18 protein-coding genes are annotated in these 18,122 nt (G+C 62.3%); 6 read left to right on the forward strand and 12 right to left on the reverse strand.

Going from position 1 to position 18,122, the window contains the following annotated elements; all coding sequences use genetic code 11:
* Positions 1-122 precede the first annotated feature (122 nt).
* Together IB238_RS03555 and ndk are read left to right on the forward strand one after the other, a co-directional pair.
* Positions 123-812 carry a glutathione S-transferase family protein gene (locus tag IB238_RS03555; protein WP_192243629.1) on the forward strand — a complete coding sequence of 230 codons (690 nt, stop codon included), beginning with the start codon at positions 123-125 and terminating at the stop codon, positions 810-812.
* 103 nt (positions 813-915) lie between these two features.
* Positions 916-1,338: a nucleoside-diphosphate kinase gene (ndk, locus tag IB238_RS03560; protein ID WP_192243630.1), complete on the forward strand. Its 423-nt coding sequence runs from the start codon at positions 916-918 to the stop codon at positions 1,336-1,338.
* Between the two features lie 439 nt (positions 1,339-1,777).
* Here ndk and IB238_RS03565 read toward each other — a convergent pair whose 3' ends face one another.
* Complete coding sequence (locus tag IB238_RS03565; RefSeq protein ID WP_192243632.1) at positions 1,778-2,515, reverse strand: pyridoxamine 5'-phosphate oxidase family protein; 738 nt, start codon at positions 2,513-2,515, stop codon at positions 1,778-1,780.
* 69 nt (positions 2,516-2,584) lie between these two features.
* Between IB238_RS03565 and IB238_RS03570 the strand changes: the two genes are divergently transcribed.
* Positions 2,585-4,003 carry a PLP-dependent aminotransferase family protein gene (locus IB238_RS03570; protein WP_348648192.1) on the forward strand — a complete coding sequence of 473 codons (1,419 nt, stop codon included), beginning with the start codon at positions 2,585-2,587 and terminating at the stop codon, positions 4,001-4,003.
* Positions 4,004-4,006: 3 nt separating this feature from the next.
* Here IB238_RS03570 and IB238_RS03575 read toward each other — a convergent pair whose 3' ends face one another.
* Positions 4,007-4,516, reverse strand: a complete 510-nt coding sequence (locus IB238_RS03575) for a hypothetical protein (protein ID WP_192243635.1) — start codon at positions 4,514-4,516, stop codon at positions 4,007-4,009.
* Complete coding sequence (locus IB238_RS03580; protein WP_192243637.1) at positions 4,513-5,067, reverse strand: CGNR zinc finger domain-containing protein; 555 nt, start codon at positions 5,065-5,067, stop codon at positions 4,513-4,515. The genes IB238_RS03575 and IB238_RS03580 overlap by 4 nt, the downstream gene beginning before the upstream one ends.
* A gap of 67 nt (positions 5,068-5,134) precedes the next feature.
* Between IB238_RS03580 and IB238_RS03585 the strand changes: the two genes are divergently transcribed.
* Positions 5,135-6,031, forward strand: coding sequence for a branched-chain amino acid ABC transporter permease (locus tag IB238_RS03585; RefSeq protein ID WP_192243639.1), 897 nt, complete (start codon positions 5,135-5,137; stop codon positions 6,029-6,031).
* A 234-nt stretch (positions 6,032-6,265) separates the two neighbouring features.
* Here IB238_RS03585 and IB238_RS03590 read toward each other — a convergent pair whose 3' ends face one another.
* The 3 genes from IB238_RS03590 to pgsA are packed head-to-tail and all read right to left on the reverse strand — an operon-like array spanning position 6,266 to position 7,586.
* Positions 6,266-6,742: a molybdenum cofactor biosynthesis protein MoaE gene (locus IB238_RS03590; RefSeq protein WP_192243641.1), complete on the reverse strand. Its 477-nt coding sequence runs from the start codon at positions 6,740-6,742 to the stop codon at positions 6,266-6,268.
* A 5-nt stretch (positions 6,743-6,747) separates the two neighbouring features.
* Entirely contained in the window at positions 6,748-7,002 is a 255-nt protein-coding gene (gene moaD / locus IB238_RS03595; protein ID WP_192243643.1) for a molybdopterin converting factor subunit 1, read from the reverse strand.
* Positions 7,002-7,586 (reverse strand): CDP-diacylglycerol--glycerol-3-phosphate 3-phosphatidyltransferase, encoded by a 585-nt coding sequence (gene pgsA / locus IB238_RS03600; RefSeq protein WP_192243644.1) that lies wholly within the window; start codon positions 7,584-7,586, stop codon positions 7,002-7,004. The genes moaD and pgsA overlap by 1 nt, the downstream gene beginning before the upstream one ends.
* A gap of 346 nt (positions 7,587-7,932) precedes the next feature.
* On the opposite strand from pgsA, the gene IB238_RS03605 reads away from it, so the two are divergent.
* Positions 7,933-11,046 carry a cadherin-like domain-containing protein gene (locus tag IB238_RS03605; RefSeq protein ID WP_192243646.1) on the forward strand — a complete coding sequence of 1,038 codons (3,114 nt, stop codon included), beginning with the start codon at positions 7,933-7,935 and terminating at the stop codon, positions 11,044-11,046.
* Positions 11,047-11,088: 42 nt separating this feature from the next.
* On the opposite strand, the gene uvrC is transcribed toward IB238_RS03605, so the two are convergent.
* Positions 11,089-13,137: an excinuclease ABC subunit UvrC gene (gene uvrC, locus IB238_RS03610; protein ID WP_192243648.1), complete on the reverse strand. Its 2,049-nt coding sequence runs from the start codon at positions 13,135-13,137 to the stop codon at positions 11,089-11,091.
* Complete coding sequence (locus IB238_RS03615) at positions 13,134-13,898, reverse strand: SDR family oxidoreductase (RefSeq protein ID WP_192243650.1); 765 nt, start codon at positions 13,896-13,898, stop codon at positions 13,134-13,136. Before IB238_RS03615 ends, uvrC begins: the two co-directional genes overlap by 4 nt.
* 362 nt (positions 13,899-14,260) lie before the next feature.
* Between IB238_RS03615 and IB238_RS03620 the strand changes: the two genes are divergently transcribed.
* A complete protein-coding gene (locus IB238_RS03620) occupies positions 14,261-14,899 on the forward strand; it encodes an outer membrane protein (RefSeq protein ID WP_192243651.1) in 639 nt (212 codons plus the stop codon).
* A 236-nt stretch (positions 14,900-15,135) separates the two neighbouring features.
* Here the strand turns inward: IB238_RS03620 and IB238_RS03625 are convergent, their stop codons facing one another.
* The 4 genes from IB238_RS03625 to IB238_RS03640 form a co-directional block, all read right to left on the reverse strand.
* Positions 15,136-15,726 carry a glutathione S-transferase gene (locus IB238_RS03625; RefSeq protein ID WP_281414428.1) on the reverse strand — a complete coding sequence of 197 codons (591 nt, stop codon included), beginning with the start codon at positions 15,724-15,726 and terminating at the stop codon, positions 15,136-15,138.
* 129 nt (positions 15,727-15,855) lie between these two features.
* A complete protein-coding gene (locus IB238_RS03630) occupies positions 15,856-16,572 on the reverse strand; it encodes a ribonuclease (RefSeq protein ID WP_192247320.1) in 717 nt (238 codons plus the stop codon).
* A gap of 51 nt (positions 16,573-16,623) precedes the next feature.
* The gene (locus tag IB238_RS03635; RefSeq protein WP_192243655.1) at positions 16,624-17,091 is read right to left on the reverse strand and encodes a hypothetical protein; all 468 of its coding nucleotides are present in this window, start codon (positions 17,089-17,091) and stop codon (positions 16,624-16,626) included.
* Between the two features lie 119 nt (positions 17,092-17,210).
* Complete coding sequence (locus tag IB238_RS03640) at positions 17,211-18,074, reverse strand: 23S rRNA (adenine(2030)-N(6))-methyltransferase RlmJ (protein ID WP_192243657.1); 864 nt, start codon at positions 18,072-18,074, stop codon at positions 17,211-17,213.
* Positions 18,075-18,122 lie beyond the last annotated feature (48 nt).

An 18,122-nucleotide genomic window follows, 5' to 3' on the forward strand; every position in this document is an offset into this window, starting at 1 on the left:
TTGGAGATGGCGACACCCTATCATCCCCTCGCGTCTGCGGCGGTGATGGGACGCATGAAATTTTCTGATTTGATCGTCATCCTTGAATTGTACCAAATGGCCCGACTCATCGGGGAACAGCAATGATACGCAAGCTCTATGCGCTCAGCGGCGCCGACATGACCCGCCAGTTTTCGCCGCACGTCTGGAAGAGCGTGATGTCGCTGGCCCATAAAGGCCTCGAATACGAAACGGTGCCGGTCTGCTTCACCGAGATCCCGACCATCGAGGGCGGCAATGCGGCCACGGTGCCGCTGCTCCGCGATGGCGAACGGGTGGTACAAGACAGCTTCGACATCGCGCTCTATCTCGAGGAGGCCTATCCCGATCGGCCGTCGCTGTTCGGCGGTGAGGGCGGCAAGGCGATGGCGCGGTTCATCGAGGCCTGGTCGCAGTCGACGCTGCATATGGCCATCACGCGCATCGCGATCCTCGACATCCACAATCTGCTCGGGCCGGCCGACCGGGAATATTTCCGTCGCAGCCGCGAGGCGCGCCTCGGCGCTTCCCTCGAGGAGATTGCCGCCGCCGGCATGGCGGAGATCGAAGGCTTCGCCAAGAAGCTCCAGCCATTGCGCAGCATGCTGAAGAAGCAGCCTTTCATCGGCGGCAAGGGTCCGCTTTTTGCCGACTACATCGTCTTCGGGGCATTGCAATGGCTGCGCACGACCGCCGGAACGAAGGTGCTCGAAAACGACGACCCGGTCGCCGACTGGTTCAGCCGATGTCTCGACCTGCATGGTGGCGTCGGCCATCGTGTGACGGCTGCGTGAAACTTCGACGCAGAGCAGCGCATTCGCCTGCACCCTCTTGTTTTGCGGGACATTGGCGGCTATTGAACCGCCACTTTTCACCGAAGACCAAGGAAACGAGATAATGGCGATTGAACGCACCTTTTCGATGATCAAGCCGGACGCAACGAAGCGCAACCTGACCGGCGCCATCACCAAGATGCTCGAAGACGCAGGCCTGCGCGTCGTTGCATCCAAGCGCGTCTGGATGAGCCGTCGCGAAGCCGAAGGCTTCTACGCCGTCCACAAGGAGCGTCCGTTCTTCGGCGAGCTCGTTGAAGGCATGACCTCCGGCCCGACGATCGTCCAGGTTCTCGAAGGCGAGAACGCTATCCTCAAGAACCGCGAAATCATGGGCGCAACGAACCCGGCAAACGCCGACGAAGGCACGATCCGCAAGGTTCATGCCCTGTCGATCGGCGAAAACTCCGTTCACGGTTCCGACGCCCCGGAAACCGCTGTCCAGGAAATCAAGTACTGGTTCTCCGACACCGAAATCGTCGGCTGATCCAGCTTCGCAAGGTTCGTTGCAAGTCCCTGATTGGGCTTGCGAGCCGGCGATGAAGTTGACCTGAAATGAAAAATCGCCCGGAGCACGCGCTTCGGGCGATTTTCTTTTGATAGCGGCGGTTCGCGATTGGTGAGGCGCGTTCGATTGCTGAACCTCCCGTCGCCAATTTCTCCATCCGTCATGCCGGATCAGGGCCGGGATGACGGACGGTAGGCACTACGCCATATGAAAAATCGCCCAGAGCACAGGCTTCGGGCGATCTTCGTTTTGGCGACGGTACCTTTGCAAAGGAAAGAGTTCGCGAAACTCTCCATCCGTCATGCCGGACCTGATCCGGCATCCAGTGCGCTCAAGTCTTTGAGCGCAAAAAGACTCTTTCGCGCCGCGGACGCGATGCTGGTCCCGGCTCAAGGCCGGGACGACGGGCGGTCAGGCACTACGCCATGTCCACTTCATACGCCCGCTGCGCGTCCAGCAGGCTCTGGCCCAGCGTGTTGCCCGACGGATAAAGTGCGAGTTCCGGCGGCTGCTCCACGCCCGCCACAAGCCGCGAACAGGGTTCCACATCGCCGAGCACGGTCCGAACCGGCACGATGCCGGCCCAGATCGGCAGTGCGAAGTCTTCCTCGTCATCGCCTACGCCCTTCGCCCGAACCTTGGCCGAGGCCTGTTCAATCTCCATGCCGATAATGGCCGTCGCTTTCGCCTCCTGCGCCGTGATCGGCCGCAGTCCGGCGGATCGACCGGGATAATAGCGGTCGACGACACTGCGCATGGCGGCGGCCTTTTCTTCCGCGTCGTCAATGATCCGGGCCGTCCCGAAACACATGGCGGCACGGTAGTTGGCCGAGTGGTTGAAGCCGGAGCGGGCGAGAACCAGCCCGTCGAGGTGCGAAACGGTCAGGCAAGCCGGCGTTCCCGCCTTCAGGTGGCGAAGCATGCGGCTTGCCGCCGAACCGTGCCAGTAGAGCCGGTCGTCCTCGCGCCAGAACAGCGTCGGCGTGCAATAGGGCTGGCCGTCGATGGCGTAGGCAACGTGACAGAGCATCGCCGCATCGAGGATCGCATGCACCGCGGCGCGGTCGTAGCTTCCCCGCTCGTGCAGGCGCTTTACTTTGTTCCGGTCGGTTACCGGGTAGCTGGTCGATGGGTCTGTATGCTGTACGGCTGACATGGGCCTTGCCTTTCCTCTGAGCTGCTGTCTACTTGCCGCATGTCATTGGTTCGAAATAGCTCCAATTCTGTGCCAATTACCAAGACCATTCTGTCGGACTGGTCGGCGCTGGTTCCGGTGCTACCGGGCGAGGGGCCGCGCACGCAGGCGCTTTACGACGCGATCCGCCAGCTGATCGAAACCGGGGCGGTGCCCCCCGGCGCCAAGCTGCCGCCGACCCGTGACCTTGCAGCACGGCTGCACATGTCCCGCCTTGCCGCGGTCGCGGCCTTCGAGCGGTTGATCGCCGACGGTTTCGTGACGGCCCGCGTCGGCGCCGGCACTTTCGTCAGCGACGAGGTGCCGCTGATTTCGGTGCGCCTGCCGGCGGATGAGCCCGTTGCCAGAGCCGCGATGCCGCTGCCCGGGACGCTTGGCGTTGCGACGGCGGACGAGCGAACGCTGAAGATTTTTCGCACGCTGCTGTCGCGTCATCTGGCGCGACCGTCACCCGAGCATTTTCACTACGGCGACCCCAAGGGTGGGGCGGCTCTGCGCGAGGCGATCGCTTCCTATCTCCGAACGGCGAGAGGTGTGCGCTGTCAATCCGGGCAGGTCCTCGTCACCACCGGTACGCAGCAGGGGCTCGACCTGTTCGTTCGCTCGATGTTGAAACCGGGCGAGGGCGCCTGGATCGAGGACCCCTGCTATCCGAGTGCGCGTGCCGCCTTCGAGGGCAACGGCATCAGGCTGCAGGGCGTGCCGGTGGATGCGGAAGGGTTGGATCCCGACCTCGGCATAACGCTGATGCCGGACGCCCGCGCAGTCTACGTCACACCCTCGCACCAGTTTCCGCTCGGCGTGGCGATGACCATGCGCCGCCGGCTGGCGCTGATCGAATGGGCGCGGCGCAACGATGCGTGGATCGTGGAAGACGACTACGACAGCGAATTCCGCTACGCCGGCCCGCCCTTGACCGCCATGCAAGGCCTCGATGCCTCCAGTCGCGTGGTCTATCTCGGTACCTTCTCCAAGGTCCTTCTGCCTGGTCTCCGCATCGGTTATGCCGTCCTCCCGGACGAAGTCATGGCGAAGGTCGTTGCATTGCGTGTACGGACAGACCGCTTTCCCTCCACGCTGGCGGAGGCCGCGCTCACCGATTTCATCCGCGAGGGGCATCTCGCCGCCCACCTCCGTCGCGCGCGCTGCCACATGGCTGCCGCGCGGGATGCGCTTGTTGCCGGACTGAAGGGTGCGAGCGGACTTACCGTCACCATTCCGGAACAGGGATTGCATCTGCTGGCCGAGCTGGGTTCGTCTTGCAAAGACACCGAGCTTGTCGAGGTTGCGCTCGCGGCGGGGCTTGGGGTGAGGGCGCTGTCGTCGATGGCCGTGTCGCAACCGCCGCGGCAGGGACTTGTGATCGGCTTCGCGGGGTTTTCGCCCGAAGCGCTGTTCAGGGCCGCGAGCGCGTTTCGGGTGGCATTGGACCAGCGTTCTGGCAGTTGAGATTCAAACAGGACACTTCGCCGTCTCGAAGTGCTCCGGCGCCTTCCCGTTTCTGAAGACGCGCGGGTTCTTTTCGTAGGCCGGGCCGACGACGAGGGGTTCGGCGGGAAGGATGCTCTGGTCGACATCGGAGGTGACCGTCGTCTCCAGCGACTGCAACACCGTCCCGTCGGGACCATTGACGCGGATCGCCACGCGGTAGGGTCTTTCCTTCTGCACGCAGGTGATATCGGGGCTTTCCAGCACCACTTTTTCCCACTGCGGAAAGAGCTTTCGGGTCGTTACCAGGGGCTCACCACCCGCCGGGTTCTCGAACTCTGCCGTGACGGTCGAACCATCCGGCACGGGTGCGGTCTTGTCGAACGTGACCATGTAGGTCGCGTAGGCGAGCCGGTAGTTGAAGACGAATATCTTGCCGGTCAGTTGCAGCGGATCGTGACCGGTTTCGCGTTGGCAGGCGGCAAGCGGTAGGGCGAGGAACAGAAGGGTCGCAAGACGCGGGATGGTCTTCATGGGCCGGTCTCCTCCCGGTGGCGATAATAGTGACGGCTGGCCTTTGCCCGGTTGCCGCAGATTGCCATGTCGCACCAGGTTCGAGAGCGGTTGCGGCTCTTGTCGAGAAAGAGCCAGCCGCAGTTGGGGCAGATCTTCAGCCGGTCCGGTTCTGCGTTGACTGCAAGTCGCAAGGCTGAATGGGCGGTGGCAGCATCGAGTGCGCCGGAGCTCGCGCCGGAATGGCGCAGCGTGTCGGCGATCGCCTCCAGCAGCGCCGCCAGCAGTTCCGGCGTACCTTCTCTGCTTGCCTCCGCGCGAAAATGACCGTCGATCGCCTCGCGCAGGTCGATGAAGGCCCGGCGTCGCGCCGCTGCCACGGGGGCGAGGCGCCCGGTCCGGTCGCGCTCGGCGCAATGGACATTGGCGGCTTCGGCAAAGCTATCCATCGTCTTCGCATCGGCATAGCGATCGATCCGCTGCATCGGATCGAACCGCAACACGACCGAATTGGCCACATCAAGCGCAAGCGCGCCGCCGGAAAATCGATGCGGAGTCCAGGAAAAGGTCATGACGTCGTCCTAACTGGTAAAATCGATTTTACCAGTTATACTGCGTTTGTCACCCGCGGGGCTCCCGATGGCGTATTTTCTGCAGCAGCTTGCCAATGCCGTGCCAGTCTCAGCACTCTACGCCGTGCTCGCCTTCGGCTATGCGATTGCCTTTTCGGTGACACGTCGGGTGGACGTCAGCTTCGGCGCCATCTTCGCCTTTGCGGCGCAGATGTTCATTCTCTTTGCCGACTACGGCTGGAACCGGCTATGGCTAGTGCTTCCGGCAGCACTCATCTTCGGTGCCGCGATGGCTGTCGTCTTCGGCATGGGGGCCGCCATGGTGACGGGCCGGTATGTCATGCGTCCGCTCGCATTCTCCTCTGAAAATTCCGTCATCGTGGCTGCACTCGGTGTCGTTCTCGTGCTGATGGAGACGGCGCGGCTCGCCGCCAATACGCGCAGTGTCTGGCTTCCGCCCCTCCTCAGCCGGCCACTGGAACTGTGGGGGGATCCGTCATTTCCGGTGACGTTGACCGTCCTGCAAATCGCGAATGCCGCCCTCATGGCGGGGATCGTGCTGGCCGGTCATGTCTTTCTTGCCCGCTCGGAGTGGGGGAGGCGCTGGCGCGCGGTCTGCGACGACCGCAAGGCGGCGGAACTCTGCGGCGTCGATTCCGGCCGCGTCTTCCTCGCCGCCTTCGCCCTTGCCGCATTGATCGCCTGCCTAGCCGGCATTCTGGCCGCCAGCTACTACGGCAACATGGATTTTGGCGCGGGGCTCAATTTCGGTGTCAAGGTGCTGTTCATCGCCGCCATTGGCGGCTATTCGACGCCGGTCTTTTCCGCACTCGGCGGTGCCGCGGTCGGTCTCGCCGAGACGATCTGGAACGCTTACGGCGAATTCCTCTGGCGTGACTTCGTCATCTACTCCGCGCTGGTGCTTCTGCTGGTCGTCTTCCGGCGGGAGAAGGCGATTCCGTAGCGGATGGTAGGTCGAGTGCTTTACCGACCACAACGCTGCTAATGGAATTCAGCGTTGCCCACTCATTCCCGTCATGCCGGACTTGATCCGGCATCCAGTCGCTCAAGTCCTTGAGCGCAACAGACTCTTTTTTGCGCGCAGACGCGGCGCGGCTGGACCCTGGCTCAAGGCCGGGGTGACGGAAAGAGACGGAGCTAGGCTAGTACAAACCGCGGCCAACCACAAACTGCACGGTTACTTCTTCCACTTCTCCCGCGCCCGGTCATCCCTGTCCTTGGCTTCCACCCATCCGCCCGCGCTGCCGTCAGTACGGTGCTCCTTCTTCCAGAAGGGGGCGGAGGTCTTCAGGTAGTCCATGACGAAGGAGGCGCCGTCGAAGGCGGCGTGGCGATGCGGCGCGGTGGCGACGACGATGACGATGTTCTCGCCGGGGGCGATCTGGCCGACGCGATGGATGGCGGCGATGCCTTCCAGCGAGAAGCGTTCGATGGCCTCGTCGCAGATACGGCGGATCTCGGCTTCCGCCATGCCGGGATAGTGTTCTAGTTCCAGTGCCGAAAGCGCGCCGCCTTCGTCGCGGCACAGTCCGGTGAACGTCACAATCGCGCCGATCTGCTTCCGTCCCGCGATCAGGGCCGCCGTCTCCGCGGCGATGTCGAAATCCTCGCGTTGGACCCTGACGACGACGGGAATGTCGGCTCGGCCGGCCATGGCGCTCAGCCTCCGGTCATCGGTGGGAAGAGGGCGATCTCGAGCGCGCCCTCGATCGATTCCCGGTGCTCCACGTGCTCATGATTGACGGCGACGCGGATGACGTTCTCGTGCTCGAGCGCGATCTCGTATTCCTCGCCGAGCGTCTTCAGGTGCTTCAGCAGGTCGCCGGCGGTTCTGACATGGCCGGGAAGGTCGATCTCCTCCTCGTCCCGTCCGATCCGCTCGCGCACCCAGGCAAAATACACCAGCTTCGTCATCATTCACCCACGATATGCTTCAAACCGGCGCGGAAGTAGTCATAGCCGGTATACATGGTGATTGCCGCTGCAATCCAGAGAAGCACGATGCCGATCTCGGTCGTGAACGGCAGATATTTCGCACCGGCCGGTCCAGCCAGCAGAAAACCGATGGCAAACATCTGGATCGTCGTCTTCCACTTGGCGATTCGGGTCACCGGCACGCTGACCTTCAGTTCGGCGAGGTATTCGCGCAGGCCGGAAACGAGGATCTCGCGGCAGAGGATGATGATCGCCGCCCAGATCGTCCAGCCGGCGATCGTGCCGTCGGCCGCCATCAGAAGCAGAACGGAGGCGACCAGCAACTTATCGGCGATCGGATCCAGCATCCGGCCGATGTTGGAGGTCTGCTTCCAGATGCGCGCCAGATAACCGTCGAAGAAGTCGGTGATCGAGGCTGCGGCGAACAGGCCGAGGGCGGACCATCGCGCAAAGTCCGAAGATTGCAGCCTCCCCTCCATGAAGAAACAGAGGACGATCAGCGGCACGGCAAGGATGCGGCCGTATGTGAGGAGATTGGGGATGCTGTAAGCGGGAGAGGCCATGGATTCGCAGTCTCGGATGGGTTTCCGGTTAGTTGTGGACTTTGTGGCAGGTCCGTCAACCATTTGCGAGAGCTATTCACCGCGAACAAGGCAATATTCCGATGCCGGTGGTGAAAAGATCGTCACCCGGATTCGCTAAGTGTAGGAGAACGGGGCCACGAGCCGGGCGGTTTGAGCGTGGCCGTGAAGAAAAATTTTCACTTTTCTTCGAATAAATTGCGTTTCCTGTTCGTTTTTCGACAAAAATGCGCGTTTTGGCCGCTGCCCCGGTTGACCTGTGGTTGCATCTGGCTATTTTCGCGCCTCGCAAGCAATCAGCATCACGAACGGGAAGGACGGATCCTCCATGGGGATCATCGGGGGGAATTTGTTGCCGGTGAACGGCCATCTGGCGCAGGATATGTACCAGACCGACATCGTCACGCTGCGCGATGGCGGATTCGTCGTCGTTTGGAGCGGCGTCGCCGAGGACGGCACGACCAACGTGTCCATGACCGTGTTCAGCGCTGTAGGCAGCCTCCTTTCCAAGGTCGAACTTCCGGTCAGTGCCCATGTCTCCGGTGATCAGTTGGCGCCGCGGGTGACGGCGCTCGCCGACGGCGGGTTCGCCGTGGTCTGGAGCGGCGAAACGCCGACCGACCCCGAAGGAATCGCGCTCCGTCTGTTCGAAGCCAACGGCACGGCGTGTGCAAACGCCGATATTGTGGTGAACAGCCAGATCGACGGTCGTCAGTTTGCCCCACATATCACGACGCTGTCCGATGAGAGCTTCGTCGTTGCCTGGTCCGACGCAAGCGCTGCGGGGGCAACAAGCCTGGTGCTGCGCGTCCTCCAAAGCGATGGGACGGCTGATCCGCGTGCCACCGACATCCGGATCGAGCCCTTCGGCGATCCGGATGATTTCGCCATTGCCGCGCTCGCCGGCGGCGGTTTCGTCGTCGTGTATGCGGAATTGGCGCTGGAAGATGGGCGGACGTCGGGATTACGAATGGCAATTTACGACGGAAGCGGCGCCCTGAAGACGGAAGCAGCCGTTCCGGTCTCTTTTGGCAAGGCCGACATGCAGGGCCATCCGGCAGTCACCGCGCTCGCCGATGGCGGGTTCGTCGTCGCCTGGGAAGGGGACAGGATCGATGACAACGCGGGCATCTCCCTGCAGATATTCAATGCCGATGGCAGCGCGCGCGCTGCCGCCGACTTCAGTGTCAACGCCTACACGAAAGGCGATCAGGTCAACCCGATCATCACCGCGCTCAAGGACGGCGGCTTCGTCGTGCTTTGGAGCGGTGCTACGGCGCATGATGATAACGGGCTCGCCATGCAGGTCTACAACGCCGACGGCAAGACCCGCATTCCCGGCGATATTCCGGTTAACGTCCAAACAGAGGGGATGCAGGGCAACCCCTTTGTCGTCGCGCTCGCGGGCGGCGGTTTTGCCGTGGCCTGGACCACGCAGAACAGGGATGGCTACGGTATCGCACTGCGGGTCTTCAACGCGGCGGGCACAGCCCGCATGTTGATCGAGGAGCCGGTCGGCGACGCCACCTCTTCGCTTGAGGGGATGCCGAAGATTGCCGCGCTTCGGGACGGCAGCCTTGCCCTGACCTGGCAGGTCAAGGGCGACAACGGCGTCCAGATCTACGAGAAGGTCTACCGGGCGGTGAATGACGCACCGACTGGAGAGGACACGACGCGCACCATCAAGGAAGACGGTCGTTACGTCTTCAACGTCGACGATTTCGGCTTGCGGGACATCAATGGTGACACCCTGAAGGCGGTCAAGATCGCGGATGTGCCCGCGAACGGAATGCTAACGCTGAACGGATGGCCGGTCATTGCCGGGCAGGAGATCAAGGCGGCCGATATTGAGGCCGGCAAGCTCGTCTGGAAGGCAAGCGCCAATCTGAGCGGAACAGCGCTCGGAGCGTTGATGTTCAATGTCGTCGATACGGGCGGAACCGATTTCGATGGGCAAGATACAGATCCGATCGTACGCAAGATCACCTTCGATGTCGCGGAGGTCAACGACGACCCCGTCGCCAGGGTGCGGAGTGGCTCGACCTATGAGAACGCGCTATTCGCGATCGAGGTTGCCGATGCCGTGATGGACGCGGACGACGACAACCTGACGATGCTCAGCGCCAAGATTGTTTCCGGCTTCGGCTCGGTCATGATCGATGCGAAGAAGATGCTGGTCTACAATCCGATGGCCGGACCGAACCAGAACATCGGCGATGGCGATACCCGCACGGTCGTCATCAGCTATACCGTGTCCGACGGCAGGGGCGGCACCGCGACGGCAACGATCACGCTGACAGTGATGGGCGTTTCGGCCGACATATTCTCCGGGACGAACAGTGCCGACAAGCTGACCGGGAGCAGCTACGGCGACCTGATGTACGGCAAGGGCGGAAACGATACGCTTCGCGGAAGCACCGGCAACGATCTGCTCGATGGAGGTAGCGGTGCGGACGCGTTGAAGGGTGAAGGCGGCAATGACAGCTATGTGGTCGACAATGCGGGAGACCAAGTGATCGAGGCCGCCAATGGCGGAACGGATACGGTCCAGGCGACACGCAGCCACACCCTGAGCGAGAATGTCGAGAAGCTAACCCTCATCGGAGCGAGTAACTATAGCGGCACCGGTAACGCGCGCGCCAACACGATTGTGGGCAATGGCGGTTCGAATGTCCTGAAGGGGCTCGATGGCAACGACAAGCTCTATGGCGGAGCCGGTAACGATCGCCTCGAAGGTGGTGCCGGAAAAGATTCTCTCAACGGCGGCGCCGGTGCGGACAAGCTCGCCGGTGGTGCCGGTGACGATACCTACGTGGTGGACAACACCGGCGACGTCGTGGTCGAGGCAGCCGGCGGCGGCACCGACGCCGTTGAAGCAGGCTGCAGCTACACCCTTGCCGATAATGTCGAACGGCTGGTTCTGACGGGGACGGGCGGTTTTGCCGGGACAGGCAATGCGTTATCCAACAGCATTCTCGGCAATGCGGCGGCCAACACCCTCAAAGGGCTCGGTGGCAACGACAAGCTCTATGGCGGAAGAGGAAACGACCGGATTTACGGCGGTAGCGGCTGCGACAAGATCGACGGTGACGCCGGAGCGGACAGGCTGTCCGGTGGCTCGGGTAGCGACACTTTTCTCTTCCGGGCCGTGTCGGACAGCACGGTCTCCAGCACGGGGCGGGATACGATCGTCGATTTTTCCAAGGCCTCCGGCGACCGGATCGACCTCAGCGTGATCAATGCTCGCGCGGCGAGCAGCGCGGACAATGCCTTCGCTTTCATCGGCAAATCCAGCTTCACCAAACATGCGGGTGAACTGCGCTATCAGAAGAGCGGCAGCGACACGCTGGTTCTTGGCGATACGGATGGCGACGGCCATGCTGATTTCAGCATTCTGGTCAGGGGGAGCATCGCCTTCTCGAAGGGTGATTTCCTGTTGTAACGTGAATGAATTCGGTTTCTATCCACGTGATGCGACAGGTATCTACCGTGCCCCATCCTCGTGGAAATGGTTGTAGACCAGCCGGGCGACGCTTTCGGAAATGCCCTCGACGGCCATGAGATCGGAAATGCCGGCGCGCGACACCGCTTTTGCCGTGCCGAAGTGCTGCAGCAGCGCCCGTTTGCGGCTCGGACCAATGCCGGCGATCTCGTCCAGCGGGTTCTTCACCATTTCCTTTTTGCGCCGCGCCCGGTGCGACCCGATGGCGAAGCGGTGCGCCTCGTCACGCAGACGTTGGATGAAGTAGAGCACGGGATCGCGCGGCGGCAGCGAGAAGTCCGGCGTTGCCGCGGCGAAGAAACGCTCGCGGCCGGCCTCGCGGTCGGCACCCTTGGCGACGCCGATGGCGATCACCTGGTCGGTGATGCCGAGTTCTTCCAGGATCGCGCGCACCGCCGTCATTTGCCCCTGTCCGCCGTCGATCAGGATGACGTCCGGCCAGGCGGGGAAGGGCAGGTCGGCGGCGTCCGCCGCCTTGTCAACGTTCGCATCCGCGCTGCGGTCGGGCAGGCCTTCCTCCTTGATCAGGCGGGAGAAGCGGCGCGTCATTACCTCGCGCATCATGCCGAAGTCGTCGCCGGGGGTGATGTCGGTCGACTTGATGTTGAACTTTCGGTACTGGCCCTTCACGAAGCCCTCGGGTCCGGCGACCACCATGCCGCCGACCGCGTTGGTGCCCATGATATGCGAGTTGTCGTAGATCTCGATCCGGCGCGGCGCGTAAGGCAATTTGAAGGTCTGGGCGAAGCCCTCCAGCAGCCGAGATTGCGAGGCGGTCTCGGCCAGCTTGCGGCCATGCGCCTCGCGCGCGTTGGCCAGCACCTGGTCGGCCAGATCCTTCTTCTCGCCCCTCTGCGGCACCAGGATCGATACCTTGTAGCCCGACTTCTCGCTCAGTGCTTCGGACAGAAGGTCGAGTTCCTCGATCTTCTCTGACAGCAGGATCTGCCGTGGACACGGTTTGTCGTCGTAGAACTGCGCCAGAAACGCGTTCAGCACTTCGGCGCCGGTAAGCTGCGGATCCGCCTTCGGGAAATAGGCACGGTTGCCCCAGTTCTGCCCGGTGCGGAAGAAGAACACCTGGATGCAGGAGATGCCGCCCTCGTGATGGATGGCGAAGACGTCCGCCTCCTCGACGCCGGCGGGATTGATGCCCTGATGGCTCTGCACGTGGCTCAGCGCCGCCAGCCGGTCGCGATAGACGGCGGCGCGCTCGAAATCGAGCTCTTCGGCCGCCTCGTTCATCGCAGCTGCGATCTGGCCTTTCACGTTCTGGCTCTTGCCGGAAAGGAAGTCCTTCGCCTCTTGCACCAGGTCTGCATAGCCGGCATCGCTGATTTCATGGGTGCACGGCGCCGAGCAGCGCTTGATCTGATAGAGCAGGCACGGCCGCGTGCGCGTCTCGAACACGCTGTCGGTGCAGGTCCGCAAAAGGAAGGCGCGCTGCAGTGAGTTGATGGTCCGGCCCACCGCACCGGCCGAGGCAAACGGGCCGAAATAGTCGCCCTTGCGGCTGCGGGCACCACGATGCTTGAAGATCGCCGGCGCACGGGTGTCCGCGGTGACGAGGATATAGGGAAACGACTTGTCGTCTCGAAGCTGGACGTTGAAGCGCGGCCGCAGCCGCTTGATCAGGTTCGCCTCGAGCAGGAGCGCCTCGGTCTCCGTGCGCGTCGTGACGAACTCCATGTTCGCCGTCTCGCGGATCATCCGGCCGATGCGGTTCGAGTGTCCGCGCCCGAGCGCATAATTATTGACGCGCTTCTTCAGGCTGCGCGCCTTGCCGACATAGAGCACGTCGCCGGCTTCGTTGAACATGCGATAGACGCCGGGACCGTTCGGCAGGCGCTTGACGAATTCCTGGATCAGTTCGGCGCCGCGCAGCCCTTGCTGCACATCGACCGTCTCTGACCACTCGATCGCAGGCAGGGGGGAGGGGGCGGGCTGGGCCTCCGCCAGCTCTTCTTCGTCGTCCCGCTCGTTTTCGTCGTAGAGGATGCCGCCATCCTCTACCGGTCTGCCGGTGGTCATTCCGCGATCTCCGCGACGTCTGGCGTTTCCCAGGCGAGGTGTTGCCCGCCGTCCAGCGCGATCATTTGCCCGGTAATCGACGGCGTGTCGAACAGAAAGCGGACGGTGCGGCCGAATTCCCCGAGTTCAGGACCGGAGCGAAGCAGAAGCGCGTCGGTCTGCGTCTGGAAATCCTCTTCGCTCTGCCGTTCGTTTGGCAGCGTCGGTCCCGGCCCGATCGCATTGACGCGGATGCGCGGTGCCAGCGCCTGCGCCATTGTGCGCGTCGCCATCCAGAGTGCCGACTTGGAAAGCGTATAGGAGTAGTAGCGCGGCGTCGGGTTCCAGACACGCTGGTCGATGATGTTGACGATCAATCCGCCGGAGCCCTTCGGCAGTTGTGCGTCGAAATCGCGCGCCAGGATCGAAGGTGCCCGGACATGCACATCGAAATGCCGATCCCAGAGAGTGCTGTCGAACCGGCGCAGGCTGTCCGGCTTGAACAGCGAGGCATTATTGATGAGCACGCCCAGCGGGCCAAGCGCCTCGGTTGCGCGGCCGACAAGCTCCCCGGTGGCGGCCGAATCGGCGAGGTCGCAGTCGAGGGCAACGGCGCGCCCGCCCGCCTGATTGATGGTCTTTGCAAGTTCGCGGGCAGCCTCAATCGAAGTGTTGGCGTGAATCGCGACGACGAAACCGTGTGCCGCCAGTTCCTCGACGATCGCGCGCCCGATCCTTTGGGCTGCGCCCGTCACCAATGCTGTCCGATGAAGAATCCTCAAGGATCTGCCCTATCGCGTCGATTTTGCTTAACCTGTCCCAGATATAGAGAATAACGCGCGGGCTTAAACTGGGCCCAGCGAAAGTTTTCAGAAAAATTAACAGAAGTGTACCGGATTTAATATTTCTCTCCGGAAAAGCAGTATAATTCGTGTTTCTCAGTTTATGGTTAACAAATTCCATGTTGTGCGAAAGCAACATCATAATCTGATCATGCTTGTGCCACAAAGAATTCACATTTTGGCTCTTTCAAATCCTCAATCTTTATTCAATTTGCCCTCAACCGGGCGGTTCGCACCGTATATTAGTAATGCCGAATTGGCGCGTAACTTGCCATCGGTATGGGAATGCAAAGGAGAATAGCATGCGTACCCTGATCATCACCCTGATGGCTTCCGCCATGTCGATCGCAGCTTTCCAGGCAGCACACGCGGCTGACGCCGTCGAAGAAATCCCGCAGGCTCCCGCTGCCGATTTCTCCGAGCCTGTCGCTGGCAACTGGGCTGGCGGTTATGCGGGTGGTACGGTCACCTGGCAGCACGGCAACTTCCAGAAGCAGAGCGGCAACGGTGCCAACGGCTTCGGCGGCGGTGTCTACGGCGGCTACAACATGCAGAGCGGCCAGCTGGTTTACGGCGGTGAAGCCGACGTGAACTACTCTGGCATCGACTCGAAGAACGCCACCCGCGAGGCCGAGCAGGGCATCAACGGCTCGCTGCGCGCCCGCGTCGGCGTCGATCTGAACCCGGTCCTGCTGTACGGCACGGGCGGTGTTGCCGTCGCACGTTCGAAGATGGAAGACGACACCTCGTCCGACAAGCGCACCATGTACGGCTGGACCGCCGGCGTCGGCGCCGAAGGCTTCGTCACCGACAACGTTACGGCTCGCGTCGAATACCGCTACACCGACTACGCCGACAAGAAGTTCAATCTCGATTCGGGCAGCGTCCGCGCTGGCCAGGACGAGCAGAGCGTCCGCGTCGGCATGGGCTACAAGTTCTGATCCTGCCGATCAGGCAGATATTGAAAGGCCGGGCGCGCAATCGCCCGGCCTTTTTTTCAGGAGGGCACCACTCCACCTCCGTCATGCCGGACTTGATCCGGCATCCAGCCACCGCGCGTCTGTGCGGTGAATAGCTTGGGAACAACTTCGTATCTAAGAGGATTCTCATGCGCGATGGACATCGCGCGCTGGATGCCGGGTCAAGCCCGGCATGACGGGTAGGGGATGCTGCTGCCTCAGTCCTTGAACTTCACGTAGTCCGGAAACACCGCCTCGAACTTAGTCAAATAGCGCTTCAGCTTCGGGCGGCCCTTCTGCCATTGTCCGGCAAAGCGCAGTTCGATGTAGTGCAGCATGGCGGCGAGGGCGAAATGGCCGCCATGTGGTTTCTTGCCGAGCCGCGGCATGCTCTTTTCAAGATGATCGAGTCCGCGCTCCACCTTCGACCACTGGCGGTCGATCCAGGGCTGGTGGAGCTTGTCTTCCGGGCGCATCCGTCGTTCGTAGACGATTGCAAGAAGACAGTCGCAAATGCCGTCCGCGGTCGCTTCAAGCACTTCGGCCTCCGTCCGCTTGGTGCTGGCGCGGGGATAGAGCTTGCGGCCGGTCTCCCGGTCGATGAACTGCATGATGACCCGGCTGTCGAAAATGGCCTGGCCGCTGTCGGTGACGAGCGTGGGGATCTTGCCGAGCGGATTGGCGGCGATCAGGTCGGCCGGATCGGCAGTGGTGTCGGCCACAAGGTGCTCGGCATCCAGCCCGCTGTAGTGGGCAGCCATGCGCACCTTGGTGGAATAGGGCGAGGCCGAGGAATAGTAGATCTTCAAGGGTATTCTCCTGGTTGGATGGCCGACTGGAGTAATTCCAGCAAGAGTGGGTGGCGGCCTTGCGTCCGGGGATTGCATGAAAACAAGACGTTAGAGCATTTCCTCGATTCGGCTAAGCGCGCAATTGCGCTAGCGGACCGGTGGCTGGGTTATGGTTTTTGCCTTGCAGGCAGCCCGGTCGACCTCGGGGCAATCGCGAAAATCGAGCCCCGGCGTCAGGCAGATGCGTATCTCCTCGAGCCGGCCGCCGTCGCAGGTCACGGCGATGCCGCGTTCGGTCAGCCCCGGATTATCCTTGATCAGTGCCGATTCCACGTCCGCCGTATCCAGTCGTTTGCCGGATGCCTGTTCCAGGCTGTCGGGGATGGCGATCCGCGCGAAGGCCGCGCGGGTGACGGCCAGATAGTCGCGCTGGCTGAGCCCCGAACAACTGCCGTGCTTGCGCCATTGATGTCCGATCAGGCCCATGGACGGGATGATGTCCAGATATTGCTGGCCGAGCGCTGTCGGCACGCGGTCGGATTCGCGCGTGCGGCAAAATTCCGGGAAACCGCGCTCGAATTGCGGCCACAGGCCATGAACGATGAAACTGGCGTTCCGGCCGCTCCGGCACTGCTCGCTGCGGCCGGCCGCATCGTTGTCCATGCACCAGGTCGGCGACCAGGACAGCGACAGCACGTAAAAGTCAAAGCCGTGCCCTTGCGGCACGGTCGCAGCGGCTGGCGGTTTGGCATTGCCGGTTGTCTGTGCAGTTCGTTGTGTGGGCTGGGCTTTGCCTTGGTCGGATTGCGTTTGGTCTTCGCCGCAAGCGGCAAGCGTCAACGACAGGGCGGCGGCAAGCGGCACGGCAAGGCGGGCGGCGAGGCGCCGATCAGGGGTATCAGGATCGGGCACGGTTCAATAGGGGGTGCGAAGCGATGCGCAATCGTCGCCGTAGACATACCAGGGATCGAGGCCGGGAATGCAGAACTCGATACTGCGTCCCATCCCGGCAAAGCCCCACGGCCGCTCGATCAGGTAGAACAGCGGACGATGGCTGCCATCCGTAAGCGTCGCGTCGGCGACGCAATATTGGCGCTGCACTGACGAGATGTATCCGTTGAACGGTTCGAACTGGGTCAGTTGCGCCCGGCGGATCTCGTAGATCGACAGGTTCTGCCGGATGTAGTTCGCGGCCTTGTATTCGAAGCGGCGGGTAATGAAGCCGAGGACGCCCGGGTCCGCGCAAACGCTTGCCTGGGCTGGCGAGGCATAGGCCGGCCGGACCTCGGCATAGTTTCCGTAGTCGGCCGCTTTGGCCGGGGCGGCAAAAAGGCCGGCAGTGAAAAGGCATGCTGCCAGCGTAACGGCGCGTTTGACTGTCATGGTCCCCTCCGGCAGCGCACCGGTCCAATGAACGTTCCGGCACCGCGCTGAATTCCAGTGATGCCGCCCTCGGCGACACGCTCATCTGCCAAGAGATTGCGTCTCACACCCGCATGAGGTCAAGAGGCGAGTTGCTGCTCGCCCGCGATCCAGAAGCTGCGCGCCGAGGCAAAGCGGTCCTGTCGCAGCCTTTCTTTCAGGAACGGCAGAAGAAGTCCGAGCTCGTCCTTCAGCGTGAAGGGCGGGTTGACGACGATCAGGCCGGAACCTGTTAGGCCCGTCGTCTCGCGATCGCTTCTAACCGATAATTCGGCACAGAGCATTTTCGGAATGCCGAGATCCTTCAGCGCCTTATGGAATTCGGCGATCGGTGCGCCCTTTTTCAATGGATACCACAGGCAGTAGACGCCGCCCGGAAATTTCCGATACGCCCTGGCCAGTCCGTCCACCAGCCGCTCGTACTCACCTTCCTTCTCGAACGGCGGGTCGACCAGGATAATGCCGCGCTTTTCCTTCGGCGGCACATGCGCACCGAGCGAAAGCCAGCCGTCGAGGTGGGTGACACGGCTCTGGAAGTCGCCGTCGAACAATCGGTGCAGGGTTTCGTAGTCGTCCGGGTGCAGCTCCATCGCGGAAAGCCGGTCCTGCGAGCGGAAGAGCATGCGCGCCAGTTTGGGCGAGCCGGGATAGAGCCGCACGCCGCCATCGGGATTGAGCGCCTTCACGGCATCGAGATAGGGCGCAAGCAGGGGGACGATATCCGCCGGAAGGTCGTCGCCGAGCAGCCGGCCGATCCCCTCATGCCATTCGCCCGTCTTCTGCGCCTCCTCGCTGGAAAGGTCGTAGAGGCCGATTCCGGCATGGGTGTCGAGCACGCGGAACGCCTTGTCCTTGCCCTGCATGTAGGTGACGAGCCGTGCCAGCACCGCATGCTTGAGCACGTCGGCAAAATTGCCCGCATGATAGATGTGGCGATAATTCATATCGGGTACCGTGATGTGCCGATCATTTGTTTCGATCGGAGAATTTTA

This window comes from Rhizobium sp. ARZ01 (assembly GCF_014851675.1).
In the GTDB taxonomy this organism is placed as follows: Bacteria; Pseudomonadota; Alphaproteobacteria; order Rhizobiales; family Rhizobiaceae; genus Mycoplana.

What these genes read in the sequence shown, in the direction of transcription:
- pgsA (WP_192243644.1), bottom strand. Translation starts at nt 7,586, where the DNA reads ATGGCCTCTCCCGCTTACAGCATCCCCAATCTCCTCACATACGGCCGC.
- IB238_RS03585 (WP_192243639.1), top strand. Translation starts at nt 5,135, where the DNA reads ATGGCGTATTTTCTGCAGCAGCTTGCCAATGCCGTGCCAGTCTCAGCA.
- IB238_RS03580 (WP_192243637.1), bottom strand. Translation starts at nt 5,067, where the DNA reads ATGACCTTTTCCTGGACTCCGCATCGATTTTCCGGCGGCGCGCTTGCG.
- ndk (WP_192243630.1), top strand. Translation starts at nt 916, where the DNA reads ATGGCGATTGAACGCACCTTTTCGATGATCAAGCCGGACGCAACGAAG.
- moaD (WP_192243643.1), bottom strand. Translation starts at nt 7,002, where the DNA reads ATGACGAAGCTGGTGTATTTTGCCTGGGTGCGCGAGCGGATCGGACGG.
- IB238_RS03575 (WP_192243635.1), bottom strand. Translation starts at nt 4,516, where the DNA reads ATGAAGACCATCCCGCGTCTTGCGACCCTTCTGTTCCTCGCCCTACCG.
- uvrC (WP_192243648.1), bottom strand. Translation starts at nt 13,137, where the DNA reads ATGACCACCGGCAGACCGGTAGAGGATGGCGGCATCCTCTACGACGAA.
- IB238_RS03565 (WP_192243632.1), bottom strand. Translation starts at nt 2,515, where the DNA reads ATGTCAGCCGTACAGCATACAGACCCATCGACCAGCTACCCGGTAACC.
- IB238_RS03605 (WP_192243646.1), top strand. Translation starts at nt 7,933, where the DNA reads ATGGGGATCATCGGGGGGAATTTGTTGCCGGTGAACGGCCATCTGGCG.
- IB238_RS03640 (WP_192243657.1), bottom strand. Translation starts at nt 18,074, where the DNA reads ATGAATTATCGCCACATCTATCATGCGGGCAATTTTGCCGACGTGCTC.
- IB238_RS03590 (WP_192243641.1), bottom strand. Translation starts at nt 6,742, where the DNA reads ATGGCCGGCCGAGCCGACATTCCCGTCGTCGTCAGGGTCCAACGCGAG.
- IB238_RS03620 (WP_192243651.1), top strand. Translation starts at nt 14,261, where the DNA reads ATGCGTACCCTGATCATCACCCTGATGGCTTCCGCCATGTCGATCGCA.
- IB238_RS03635 (WP_192243655.1), bottom strand. Translation starts at nt 17,091, where the DNA reads ATGACAGTCAAACGCGCCGTTACGCTGGCAGCATGCCTTTTCACTGCC.
- IB238_RS03555 (WP_192243629.1), top strand. Translation starts at nt 123, where the DNA reads ATGATACGCAAGCTCTATGCGCTCAGCGGCGCCGACATGACCCGCCAG.